The sequence below is a fragment of the Limnohabitans sp. genome (assembly GCF_038134685.1).
Classification (GTDB): domain Bacteria; phylum Pseudomonadota; class Gammaproteobacteria; order Burkholderiales; family Burkholderiaceae_C; genus Limnohabitans_A.
Genome location: NZ_JAYPVP010000039.1, coordinates 1 through 11,395, shown reverse-complemented (window position 1 = coordinate 11,395; position 11,395 = coordinate 1). Strand labels below are relative to the sequence as shown.

Genomic DNA, 11,395 nt, shown 5'->3' with positions numbered 1-11,395 from the left:
TGCGCATAGGTGGCCAGCAACCTGATCGACAAAATCACCTGAGGTCCATCGGTTTGCACCTTGTCTTTGGCGGGCTTGGCCAACTCGCTCATCACCTGCATGGACTGCACTTGCATACCCAGTCTTTCCAGCGCCTGAGTCAGCCCCAACATGACCAGATCGACCTGGCTATGGGCAGGCAGACGCGTCCACAGTGCCAGCGCTTGCGATGCTGGAGGTGTCTTTTGCCCGGGCAATGCCACAGCAAGCGTCTGTGGCTGTGGGCTCAAAGTCTTGCCCAATCCGTCAAACCAGCGAGCCCAACTGTCCAGGTGCAAAGTCACCATCAGCGCCATCGAAAGAAGCACGCCTGCCAAGGTTCCCCACAAAAGCGTCAAGGCTTTGCGCCTGCGGATGGCCATGTCCACTCCAGTTGAAAGGCACCGCTGCCTGCATTCACCACAGTCGCCCATGTTTTCAATTCGCTTCGCAAGCCTTGGCGGACCAACAATTCATCGCGCATGCGGACCACGGCGGACATGTCCGGCGCCTGGCCTTGCAATGTCCACCGATCCCCCGACCATTGCAAACGTCCGAAAGACATGCCCTGCTGCACCCCCGATTGCGCCAACAGCTGCCAGACAGGCACAGCCTGTGCCTGCTGCCCCAGCAAATGGCTGACCTGTTCTTGCCAGCGCAACCTGCGCTCGTGCAGCTCCTGCTGGATTTTGGCCAGACGGGCCTGCTCGGAGATGGCAACTCGTCTGGCCTGCTCACGCTGATGTTCAAGTGCATCAAGCTCCAGCCTCGCCTGGACCTGCCAAGTCAAGAGCTGCATGCCCAAGGTGCCCAGCAATGCGCCTGCACCCAAAGCCGTCCACGCCCATCGACGCAACTCGCGTCGCTCGCCATCGGGATAGCGCAACAGATTGATAGCAGGGTTCATGGTCACCCCGCCAATGCCATGCCGCATGCTGCAAGGCGCACACCTTGTGCGGTAGCGCCCCAGGTTTGCAGCCATTCAAGCACTTTGTCTGGCGCATGTTGAGGCTCTCGGGAAAACTGCCAATCCATCGGGGGACGCGCCTGCAAGCTGCTCTCACCTCCCTCCAGACGCGACAGGGCGTGCTGTTGCGCCCATTGCTGCGGCGTGACACGATCCAAACGCCAGCCCAAGGATTTCAGATCGACCTGGACCTGTCTGACCCAGTGACCTGACGTGGCCCACCATCGCCAGGCGCCGGCCGCCCCCTCTTGCGCATCAAAGCAGACCTGGCTGTAATCTTCGCCCACCGCTTGGGCCGCCAGCACCTGAATGTCGGCCAGCACCGCCTGCAGCTTGCCAGTTCCTTCGACCGCGTACTCCCCACAGGCCACCCAGGCTTGAGGGCAAGCAAGTGCCACCTGTACTTTTCCGGCGTTCAGCTCGGCCTGCAGCGGCTGCCAGGGCAGTCCTGTCACCAGCCCTTGGGCAAGCTGCTCGCCTCCCCACGCGTGTGCGCTGACAGACAAGGTTTTGACCCCGTAAGCCGCAGCCTCGCGCTTGCCCAGCGCCTGAAGTCGCACCCCCACCATGGCCCCCTCTTGCCAGGCACATCCCAAAGGTGCCGGCCGCGGCCTTGCCAAGCCCCACAGCTTGCGCGCGAGTTGTCTCATCTATCGCTCCCTGATTCGTGCTTTGCACTTGTATTCGTTTCAGTTTTTAGCACTGAAGAATTCGGTGCACAAGCCTGGCAACCCCTAGTGCACCAGAAAACCTGTGCAGACAGCTTGGGATGCGTTTTTTATAATGGGCTTCTTTTGTGCCCCTGCTTGTGGCTTGCGCCACACGCCCCACCCTCATGAGCTCTTCCCCCGTCACCCCTCAAACTGGCCGTCCATGGTGGCTCAAATTGCTGCTGGCCTTGCTGGGACTAGGTGTGGCGGCCGCACTGGTTGTCGCGCTGCTGGTCGGGGTGGTCATGGCTGTGGCCTATCCGCAGCTGCCCAACGTCACTGAACTGGCAGACTACCGCCCTAAATTGCCACTGCGCATCTACAGTGCCGAAGGTCAGTTGCTGGGCGAATTCGGTGAGGAGCGCCGCAAGCTCACGCCCATCAACGAGATTCCCAAGGTGATGAAGGATGCGGTCCTCTCGATCGAGGATGCACGCTTCTACCAGCACGGAGGCGTGGACTATTTAGGTCTGCTGCGTGCCGTCGTGGCCAATATCGGCCACAACAAGAGTCAAGGCGCATCCACCATCACCATGCAGGTGGCCCGCAACGTTTATCTCTCCTCCGAAAAGACCTATACCCGCAAGATCTTTGAAGTCCTGCTGACCTACAAGCTGGAAAACGCACTCTCCAAGGACCAGATCCTGGAGATCTACATGAACCAGATTTATCTGGGCAACCGCTCCTACGGTTTTGCGTCTGCAGCTGAAACTTATTTTGGCAAATCCCTCAAGGACATCACCGTGGCCGAGGCAGCCATGCTCGCCGGCCTGCCCAAAGCGCCCTCCGCCTACAACCCCTTCGTCAATCCCAAGCGTGCGCGGGTTCGACAGCTCTACATCATCGAACGGATGCTCGACAACGGATTCATCACTCAGGCCCAGGCGGAGCAAGCTCGCCAGGAGCCCATGACGGTCAAAGCCAGTGTGCAGAAGAACCGCATCCACGCCGAGTACGTGGCCGAAATGGTGCGCCAGATGATGTTTGCCCAATATGGCGCAGAGACCTACACCTCCGGACTCAATGTGCACACCACCATCCTGGCGCAGGACCAGCAAGCGGCCTATGAAGCCTTGCGCAAAGGAATCATGGATTTTGAGCGCCGCCAGATTTACCGTGGCCCCGAAAAATTCATCGAATTGCCCAAAGACCCCAAGGAAGCCGAAAACGCCATCGACGATGCCCTTGAAGACCACCCTGACAACGGCGATGTGATGTCAGCCGTGGTGCTGCAGGCCAACCGCAACAAAGTCGTGGTTGTGCGTCAAAACAGCGAGCAGATTGTCATCACGGGTGCGGGCCTCAAACCCGCAGAATCCGGCCTGTCTGATCAGGCTGCCCCCAACATCAAGCTGCGGCCTGGCGCGATCATCCGGATTCTGAACACCGGCAAGAGCTGGGAAATCACCCAACTGCCCGAGGTCGAAGGTGCTTTTGTCGCCCTCACACCACAAACGGGTGCCCTGCGCTCACTGGTGGGTGGCTTCGACTTCAACAAGAACAAGTTCAACCACGTCACACAAGCCTGGCGCCAGCCCGGGTCAAGCTTCAAGCCTTTCATTTACTCGGCCGCACTCGAAAAGGGATTCTCTCCCGCGACCTTGGTCAATGACTCTCCTTTGTTCTTTGATGCGGGCGTGACCGGTGGTCAACCTTGGGAACCGAAGAACTACGATGGCACCTTCGATGGCCCCATGACACTGCGTAAAGGTCTGGCCAAGTCCAAGAACATGATCTCCATCCGCGTGCTCCAAGCAGTAGGGGCTCGCGACGCGCAGCAATGGATCACCCGCTTTGGTTTTGACGAAGACAAGCACCCCCCCTACTTGACGATGGCCTTGGGCGCCGGATCGGTCACCCCCATGCAAGTGGCTGTGGGTTATTCGACCTTTGCCAATGGGGGTTACCGCATCAACCCTTACCTGATCAGCAAAGTGACCGACGCCAAAGGCGCCACCTTGTTTGAGGCCCCGGCTGTCACGGAGTTGACCGAGGAAAACCGTGCCATCACAGCCCGCAACGCCTTTGTCATGAGCAGTCTTTTGCAGGAAGTGGCCCGCAGCGGCACCGCAGCGCGAGCACAGGCCACTCTTCAGCGCCCGGACCTTTACGGCAAGACCGGTACCACCAACGACGCCATGGACGCCTGGTTTGCAGGCTATCAACCCCGGCTCGCTGCTGTGGTGTGGATCGGCTACGACAATCCGCGCAAGCTGGGCTCACACGAAACCGGTGGCGGCTTGGCGCTACCCGTCTGGATCCAGTTCATGGCCACGGCACTCAAAAGCGAGCCCGTGGCAGAAATCCAGCCTGCCAGCGGCGTGGTGTTTCAAAACGGTGACTGGCTCTTTGATGAATATGCCAACAACCAGGGCGTGACATCGCTAGGCTTGGGCGACAACGCCAACACCAAGTTGCCCAAGCCTGACGAGCGCAGCAAGATCCTGGATTTGTTCAGGAACTGAAACTCAAGCCCTGCCCCGCCTGTTCGCTCGCATAGCGCGACAGGCTTTGCCAGAACTCGCCCTGGCCCTTGGTGTCCTGCCAGCTTTGGCCATCAAATTTGTAGTGAAAGCCGCCGCAACGCGCAGCCAGCCACACCTCGTGCAAAGGTTTTTGCAGGTTGATCACGATCTGACTGCGGTTGGCAAAGGTCAGTGTGACCATGCCGCCGACACGCTGGTTGTCAATATCGGCATCGCTCTCGTCGTTGATGCGGTCGCAGCTGGCTTCCACACCTGCTAGCAGGCGCTCGGCCTGGTCCAGAAATTCAAGGTCGGTCATTACAATCAGGGCATGTTCAAAGTCCTGAAGATTTTATGCATCCCGGCCACCCTTGCTGCCATTGCGGTCTTGTTGACCGGCTGTGGCCAAAAAGGGCCCTTGGTGTTGCCTTCGGGCGCAGAGGCGGCCCACCGGGCCACGCTTCCCCAGACCCTCAACCCTTGGCACTCGCCTGCCCAGCCGGATTCGGCTGACACCCCACGCTGACCACCATGAACGCTCCTGCTGCCCTTCCCGGCTCGCCCTTTGTCGCCTACGCCGACCACGCCCAAGGTCAACACCTGCATGTCGAAGGCGTCTGCCTGGTCGATCTGGCCCGCGAGCATGGCACGCCCTTGTTCGTTTACTCCAAGGCCGCCATGCTCTCGGCCCTGGCGGCCTACCAGCGGGGCTTTGCCGGGCGCAAGGCACAAATTTGCTACGCCGCCAAGGCCAACTCCAGCCTGGCGGTGTTGCAGGTCTTTGCTCAAGCCGGGTGCGGTTTTGACATCGTGTCCGGCGGCGAGCTCACCCGCGTTCTGGCCGCTGGTGGTGACCCGGCAAAAATCATTTTTTCAGGTGTTGGAAAAACCCGCGCCGAAATGCAGCAAGCCCTCAAAACCGGCATTGGCTGCTTCAATGTGGAAAGCGAAGCCGAGCTGGACGTGCTCAGCGAAGTGGCTGCGGCCCTGGGCTTGCAAGCGCCGGTGAGTCTGCGCGTCAACCCCAATGTGGACGCCAAAACCCATCCCTATATTTCTACCGGCCTCAAGGGCAACAAGTTCGGCATCTCGCACGAACGCGCCCTGCAGGTCTACCAGCACGCAGCCAGCCTGCCGGGCCTGAAGGTGGTGGGTATCGACTGCCACATTGGCTCGCAAATCACCGAAACCAGCCCTTACCTGGACGCGATGGACCGCATCCTGGACCTGGTGGCCGAGATTGAAGCAGCTGGCATCCACATCCACCACATCGACTTTGGTGGCGGTCTGGGCATCAACTACAACGGCGACACCCCGCCCGCGGCTGACGCGCTGTGGGCTCAGCTGCTGGGCAAATTGGACGCTCGTGGTTATGGCCAGCGCCAGCTCATGATCGAGCCTGGCCGCTCGCTGGTGGGTAACGCCGGCGTGTGCCTGACCGAGGTGGTGTTCACCAAACCCGGTGAACAAAAGAATTTCTGCATTGTGGATGCGGCCATGAACGACCTGCCGCGTCCAGCCATGTACGAAGCCTTTCACCAGATCGTGCCGGTTTCGCCTCGCGCAGGTGAGGCAGTCATGTATGACGTGGTCGGCCCGGTGTGTGAAAGCGGCGACTGGCTGGGGCGTGATCGCCAATTGGTGGTGCAAGCTGGTGATGTGCTGGCGGTGTTGTCCGCCGGGGCTTATTGCATGAGCATGGCCAGCAACTACAACACCCGTGGTCGCGCAGCCGAGGTGCTGGTCGACGGTGGCAAGGCACACCTGATTCGTCAACGCGAATCGGCGTTTGACACATTTGCTTTGGAACAGCTTATTGGCGCTTGATGCGATTGATCACACGCCAGAACAATAAAACGGCCAGGATCAGGCCGTACACCCATACCTCAGCAAAGTTGTGTTTGCTCGCGCGCATCCACCAGAAGTGCAGGATGGCGAGCACAGCAATGGCGTAAATACTGCGATGCAGCGCCTGCCAGTTTCGCGCGCCCATGCGGTGGATGGCCCCATTCCATGAGGTCGCCGCCAAGGCGCACAGCACAACAAAAGCCAAAGAACCGACCAGCACAAAGGGGCGTTTGGGAATGTCATGCACGATGTCTGCCCACACAAAGCCCATGTCAAACCCTGCATAGCACAGCAAATGCAGGCAAGCATAGGTAAAGGTCAGCAAGCCCATCAGCCGCCGAAACCGCAGCAATTCTGGCCAACCGAGCATCACACGCAAAGGCGTCACAGCCAAGGTCAAGCACAACAGACGCAGGGCCCAGTCCCCGGTAGAACGAATCAGGGTTTCAGCAGGATTGACCCCAAGCTGGTCAGCAACGACACCCCAGACCAGCCCAGTCAGGGGCAGCAATCCCAAGACCAGGATCAACCACCAAGCGCTGCGTGATCGCAGAAATGCGCGCATTTCAGAAAAACTTTTTCAGGTCCATGCCCGCATACAGGTGAGCCACTTGTTCGGCATAACCGTTGAACATCTGCGTTTGACGACGAGGCGCAAAAAGCCCGCCCTCCCCAATACGACGCTCGGTGGCCTGACTCCAGCGTGGGTGGTTCACTTGAGGATTGACGTTGGAATAGAAACCATACTCGCCGGGTGCTGCACGTCCCCAGGCGCTGACCGGCTGCTGTTCCACAAAACGGATACGCACCAGGCTTTTGGCACTTTTAAAGCCGTACTTCCAGGGCACCACCAAGCGGACAGGCGCTCCATTCTGTCCAGGCAGCACCTGCCCGTACATGCCCATGGCCAGCAGGGTCAGCGGGTGGCGAGCCTCGTCCATGCGCAGGCCTTCGACATAAGGCCAGTCCAGCACACGGGAGCGTACACCCGGCATGATCGCAGGGTCAGCCAGCGTGGTGAACTCCAGAAACTTCGCGCTGCCCTGGGGCTGCACCTTGTCGATCAATTTGGACAAGCTGTAGCCCACCCAGGGAATGACCATGGACCAGCCTTCCACACAGCGCAGACGGTAGATGCGCTCCTCCATGGGCGACAGGCGCAGCAAGTCTTCGAGCCCAATGTCCATGGGCTTGTTGACCAAGCCATCCACACGCACGGTCCAAGGCCGCCCCACCAGCACATGCGCACGCTTGGCGGGCTCAGCCTTGTCGGTACTGAATTCGTAGAAATTGTTGTACGAGGTGGCGTCCGCCAAAGTAGTCGGACGCTCCATCGTGTTGACCCCTGGCAGTGCAGAAGGCTGTCCCTTGAGGATGGGCAAAGTGCCGTCAGGAGTGGTCGCACCTGCGACACCCAAAGCGCTGCCTGCAGCCAGCGCCAGGCCCGACTGCAAATACAAACGTCGCTGCGCATACACCCCGGCGGGTGTGATCTCGCTGGGCAGGGGGTGCATGGTGTACTCCTTACAAAGTGCCGTAGCTGTGCAAGCCGCTGAGGAACATGTTCACGCCCAGGAAGGCAAAGGTCGTCACCACCAAGCCGCAAAGCGACCACCAGGCCGCCACTGTGCCGCGAAGCCCCTTCATGAGACGCATGTGCAGCCAGGCTGCGTAGTTGAGCCAGACGATCAGGGCCCAGGTTTCCTTCGGGTCCCAGCTCCAGTAACCACCCCAGGCTTCGGCGGCCCACAAGGCGCCCAGCACCGTTGCGATGGTGAAGAAAGCAAAGCCCACTGCAATGGATTTGTACATCACATCATCGAGCACTTCCAGCGCGGGAAGGCGCTCGGCAATACGAGCACGCATTTTCAGAATGCCGGCGATGATGAGTGCAGCCAGGCCGAAGTACACCATCCAGTAACTGCTGATGCTCTCAATGCCTGACTTGCGAAACACCACCGGCTCAAAGCACAGCACGATACCCAGCAACCACAATGGAGCCAATTTATACCAACGTGTCTCCTGGGCCTGAACCTTGATCAAGTAGGCAAATGCCACCATGGCCGCCAACGCAAACGTACCGTAACCAATGAAGTTGGCCGGTACATGCAGCTTCATCCACCAGCTTTTGAGAGCGGGCACCAGCGGCTGAATCGCATGCGCCTCACGCACCAGTGTGTACCAGAGCAGAAAACCAACCGCTGCGCTGACCACAAGCATCACAAAGGCACCCAAAGCGCGGGTGCGGTACTCACGTTCGTAGTACAGATAAAAAAGCGTGGTCATCCAGCAGAACATGACGAACACTTCATACAAATTACTCACCGGAATGTGACCGATGTCCGGCCCCATCTGATGGCTTTCATACCAGCGCACCATGGTACCCACCAGGGCGGCACCCACGGCCACCCAGGCGATGAGCGAGCCCAAGCGCTCCATGGTCTCACCTTGTCCGCGGATCAACATGCCTGTCCAGTAAAACACCGTGCTGATGAAAAACAGCATGCACATCCACAAAATGGCAGACTGGCTTGACAGGAAATACTTGAGCCAGAAGACCTCTTCAGCCCGCGCCAGCTGCCCGTTGTAAGCCGCAATGGCCGCCAGCGACAGGGCAGCCACCGCCACCATCAAATGGCGCAGGGGCCTCCAGAACCAGCCCAGCGCCACGGCCGCCGGGCCGCTGGCGAGCAGGATGCCCTGCTCGTACACATCCATGGCGTGCTGATAACGGAAAAATGCAAACAGCATGCCCGCGAGCGTGATGAGAGCAAACGCCCAATCGCCAAGGCTGCGACGGCTCCAGTAACCTGGGTTGAGGGTCATGGTGGTCATGCGGAAGGCTCCTCCTGCTTGAGCAAACGCGATTGAAGTTGTTCGAATTCCTTGTCGACATCCAGAGTGCGGCGGTTGACCGACAGGGCCATGCGCGCCTGCAACCCTTGTCCGTCGGGTGTCAACCAGATCCACAGGCGTCGCTCACGGACATAGAGCATCGCAAAAACGCCCAGAATCAGCAAAGCGCAACCCAGATAAACCACCAGTTTCCCGGGGGCTCTGGCCACCTGGAACACGCTGGCCTGGACTTGTTTGAAATCCTTGAGCATCAATGCCATTGGCGCGGGGTACAGAGGGGCATCGCTGAGCGACATGACCGACTGCGTCATGAACGACTGCACAACACTTTCAGGCAAAGGCTTGACACCCGCGCGCTCTCGGGCAACGGCATCGAGCTCGTAGAGCACACCGTTGAGGATCCGCACAAACATCTCACCTGCACGGCCGCGTTCAGCTTCGGGTACGTTGGTGTCCAGGAAATCAGCCAAAGCCTGCAAGCCCCAGACTTTTTGACCTGCCACCTCTTCTTGCCCGACGTACAGCCCCAAAGCCCGCTGTGCAGACTGGGCCAACTGGCCGCGCAACTCCGGTCGTTTGGGGTCTACAGCTTTGGCGGCATAACGCTCAATCGCCAGGGAGCGAATGGCAGGGTTGCCCAGAGCATCACGCAAGCGCAAAAAACCTTCCATGCTGTCGTTTTCGTCGACAGGCAGGCGCAGGTAACGGAACGGTTGGGAAGGTGTTTCGCGCATGCCCAACAAAAACACCCGCACACCATCGCCCGTATCCACCGGCAACATGTAGTTGTTGTACTCGCGAGCCTGACCGGCTGCATCGCGCAGCTTGTAGCTCACGCTCGGGCCGACATTGCGCAAATGTTTTTGGGTGACAGTTTTGTCACCTGAGCCCAAGCGCGCTTCAATCGACGAGCGCAGATCGACAGCACGTACGTCAGTCGCTGATTTGTCAGCCGCCATGTTCTCAACGTTGATCACGCGCAGCCCGGTGAATTCCAGCGTCAACTTGTCTTTGCCATTGGTCAACTCGGTCGATGAGCCAATCGTGCCCTTGACCTCAAACGGCCTGGAGGCCTGCGCCATGGGCACCGCGCCCAAAGTTACCTCGGAGCCACCGTCGTCAAAGCTGGACTGGTAAATTTCGATGCCTTTGAAACTGGCAGGGTGGTTGACCTCGACACGTGCTTCTTTTTTCTCGCCGGTGGCCTTGTCGTAAATGACGATATCGCTGGCAAACAACTTGGGCATGCCGGTGGAGTAGTACTCCACAATGAACTTCTTGAGCTCGACCGCAAACGGCAACTCCTGCAAGAGCACGCCATCGGATTGAGACAGGATGGCTGTGCTGGAAGCCGTACCTTCAGCCACCATCAGGTTGCCGCGAAAAGCCGGGTTGCGCTCGGACAAACGGTGCTGCTCGGGCACCTGCGAGATCAATCCGCCCCCGGAATAAACCGATTTGCCCCCCATCCACGTTTGCGCGCGCACGAACAAATCGCCATCGAGCAAGCCGCCGATACAAATGAGCACAATGGCCGCGTGCGCAGCGATGTAGCCCAGCTTGTTGGCCGCACCTGCCTTGGCAGCAATCATCCAGCCTTCGCCTTGCGAGGTCTGACGCGACTGCAAACGAACCTTCCAGCCCCCTGTGGCCAGCAATTGCCCCAAGCGCTGTGCAGCCTGGGCAGGTGCCTCCGCCCATTGACCCTGCGCCTTGTGGTGAAAGGCCTGCAAGGACTGCTCCCGGATGTTTTCCTTGTATTGCTTGAGGTCGCTCAGGATCTTGGGGGTGTTGCGCGCAATGCACAAGCTGGTGCTGATGACCAGAAACGCCAGAATCAACAGAAACCACCAGGCGCTGTACACCGAGTACAGCTTGAGGCTGTCAAAGACCTGCGCCCAGAAAGGGCCGAACTGATTGACGTAATTGGGATAGGGCTCGTGCTGCTTGACCACGGTACCAATGACCGAAGCGATGCAAATGATGGTCAGCAGCGCAATTGCAAAGCGCATGGAAGCCAGCAACTCCACTGCTGCCTGCAATCGGCCCGCCCGGGCTGGGGATTCATGGGTGGGTGTTGAGGAGCTGCTCATACATCATGCACAAAAAGAAAAACGGGTCTGATCAGACCCGCCCTAGAAGGGCCCCACCTGGAGCCCGAAAATGCCGGTGACGAACCGGATTGTCTCTCAGACAGATGAAGCCTGCCTGAAATCCCTCAAACCCCCGGGGGCATGAGGGCATCTTGCCGCTCTCAACGCAGACCGGCAATGTAGTCAGACACCGCCTTGATCTCGCGATCGTTCATTTTGGCCGCCACACCCGTCATTTGCGCGCTGTTCTTGCGCGCACCATCGCGGAAAGCCACCAGCTGGGCGGCCGTGTAATCGGCATGTTGACCCGACAGACGCGGGTACTGGGCGGGAATACCGGCACCGTTGGGGCTGTGGCAGCCGGCGCAAGCCGCAATCTGGCGGTCGGGGATGCCGCCGCGATAGATACGCTCGCCCAACAAGACCGTGTCCTTGTCC

At 59.3% G+C, this 11,395-nt stretch carries 12 protein-coding genes; 3 read left to right on the top strand and 9 right to left on the bottom strand.

What is annotated here, in order from left to right; genetic code table 11:
- The 3 genes from AAFM15_RS11395 to AAFM15_RS11385 all read right to left on the bottom strand — a co-directional run.
- On the bottom strand, positions 1-401 hold a 401-nt coding region (locus AAFM15_RS11395), incomplete at its 3' end, for a hypothetical protein (protein ID WP_341686834.1).
- The gene (locus AAFM15_RS11390; RefSeq protein WP_341686833.1) at positions 374-925 is read right to left on the bottom strand and encodes a hypothetical protein; all 552 of its coding nucleotides are present in this window, start codon (positions 923-925) and stop codon (positions 374-376) included. The genes AAFM15_RS11390 and AAFM15_RS11395, both read right to left, overlap by 28 nt.
- A 2-nt stretch (positions 926-927) precedes the next feature.
- Positions 928-1,635, bottom strand: coding sequence for a hypothetical protein (locus AAFM15_RS11385; protein ID WP_341686832.1), 708 nt, complete (start codon positions 1,633-1,635; stop codon positions 928-930).
- A 185-nt stretch (positions 1,636-1,820) separates the two neighbouring features.
- Between AAFM15_RS11385 and AAFM15_RS11380 the strand changes: the two genes are divergently transcribed.
- The gene (locus AAFM15_RS11380) at positions 1,821-4,160 is read left to right on the top strand and encodes a penicillin-binding protein 1A (protein ID WP_341686831.1); all 2,340 of its coding nucleotides are present in this window, start codon (positions 1,821-1,823) and stop codon (positions 4,158-4,160) included.
- On the opposite strand, the gene cyaY is transcribed toward AAFM15_RS11380, so the two are convergent.
- Entirely contained in the window at positions 4,150-4,479 is a 330-nt protein-coding gene (cyaY, locus tag AAFM15_RS11375) for an iron donor protein CyaY (protein ID WP_341686830.1), read from the bottom strand. The genes AAFM15_RS11380 and cyaY overlap by 11 nt on opposite strands.
- A 12-nt stretch (positions 4,480-4,491) precedes the next feature.
- On the opposite strand from cyaY, the gene AAFM15_RS11370 reads away from it, so the two are divergent.
- Positions 4,492-4,686, top strand: coding sequence for a lipoprotein (locus AAFM15_RS11370; protein WP_341686829.1), 195 nt, complete (start codon positions 4,492-4,494; stop codon positions 4,684-4,686).
- Positions 4,687-4,691: 5 nt separating this feature from the next.
- Positions 4,692-5,987 carry a diaminopimelate decarboxylase gene (gene lysA / locus AAFM15_RS11365; RefSeq protein ID WP_341686828.1) on the top strand — a complete coding sequence of 432 codons (1,296 nt, stop codon included), beginning with the start codon at positions 4,692-4,694 and terminating at the stop codon, positions 5,985-5,987.
- On the opposite strand, the gene AAFM15_RS11360 is transcribed toward lysA, so the two are convergent.
- The 5 genes from AAFM15_RS11360 to AAFM15_RS11340 form a co-directional block, all read right to left on the bottom strand.
- Positions 5,974-6,573: a protein-methionine-sulfoxide reductase heme-binding subunit MsrQ gene (locus tag AAFM15_RS11360; RefSeq protein ID WP_341686827.1), complete on the bottom strand. Its 600-nt coding sequence runs from the start codon at positions 6,571-6,573 to the stop codon at positions 5,974-5,976. The two genes, lysA and AAFM15_RS11360, sit on opposite strands and share 14 nt — an antisense overlap.
- Before the next feature lies 1 nt (position 6,574).
- Entirely contained in the window at positions 6,575-7,522 is a 948-nt protein-coding gene (gene msrP / locus AAFM15_RS11355) for a protein-methionine-sulfoxide reductase catalytic subunit MsrP (protein ID WP_341686826.1), read from the bottom strand.
- A 10-nt stretch (positions 7,523-7,532) separates the two neighbouring features.
- Entirely contained in the window at positions 7,533-8,843 is a 1,311-nt protein-coding gene (ccsB, locus tag AAFM15_RS11350) for a c-type cytochrome biogenesis protein CcsB (RefSeq protein ID WP_341686825.1), read from the bottom strand.
- Entirely contained in the window at positions 8,840-10,957 is a 2,118-nt protein-coding gene (locus AAFM15_RS11345; RefSeq protein WP_341686824.1) for a cytochrome c biogenesis protein ResB, read from the bottom strand. Before AAFM15_RS11345 ends, ccsB begins: the two co-directional genes overlap by 4 nt.
- Positions 10,958-11,118: 161 nt before the next feature.
- Positions 11,119-11,395, bottom strand: a 277-nt coding sequence (locus tag AAFM15_RS11340) for a c-type cytochrome (protein ID WP_341686823.1), incomplete at its 5' end; no start/stop codon positions are given.

Coding starts and splice junctions, on each gene's coding strand:
- AAFM15_RS11390 (WP_341686833.1), bottom strand. CDS start 925: ATGAACCCTGCTATCAATCTGTTGCGCTATCCCGATGGCGAGCGACGC.
- AAFM15_RS11385 (WP_341686832.1), bottom strand. CDS start 1,635: ATGAGACAACTCGCGCGCAAGCTGTGGGGCTTGGCAAGGCCGCGGCCG.
- AAFM15_RS11380 (WP_341686831.1), top strand. CDS start 1,821: ATGAGCTCTTCCCCCGTCACCCCTCAAACTGGCCGTCCATGGTGGCTC.
- cyaY (WP_341686830.1), bottom strand. CDS start 4,479: ATGACCGACCTTGAATTTCTGGACCAGGCCGAGCGCCTGCTAGCAGGT.
- AAFM15_RS11370 (WP_341686829.1), top strand. CDS start 4,492: ATGTTCAAAGTCCTGAAGATTTTATGCATCCCGGCCACCCTTGCTGCC.
- lysA (WP_341686828.1), top strand. CDS start 4,692: ATGAACGCTCCTGCTGCCCTTCCCGGCTCGCCCTTTGTCGCCTACGCC.
- AAFM15_RS11360 (WP_341686827.1), bottom strand. CDS start 6,573: ATGCGCGCATTTCTGCGATCACGCAGCGCTTGGTGGTTGATCCTGGTC.
- msrP (WP_341686826.1), bottom strand. CDS start 7,522: ATGCACCCCCTGCCCAGCGAGATCACACCCGCCGGGGTGTATGCGCAG.
- ccsB (WP_341686825.1), bottom strand. CDS start 8,843: ATGACCACCATGACCCTCAACCCAGGTTACTGGAGCCGTCGCAGCCTT.
- AAFM15_RS11345 (WP_341686824.1), bottom strand. CDS start 10,957: ATGAGCAGCTCCTCAACACCCACCCATGAATCCCCAGCCCGGGCGGGC.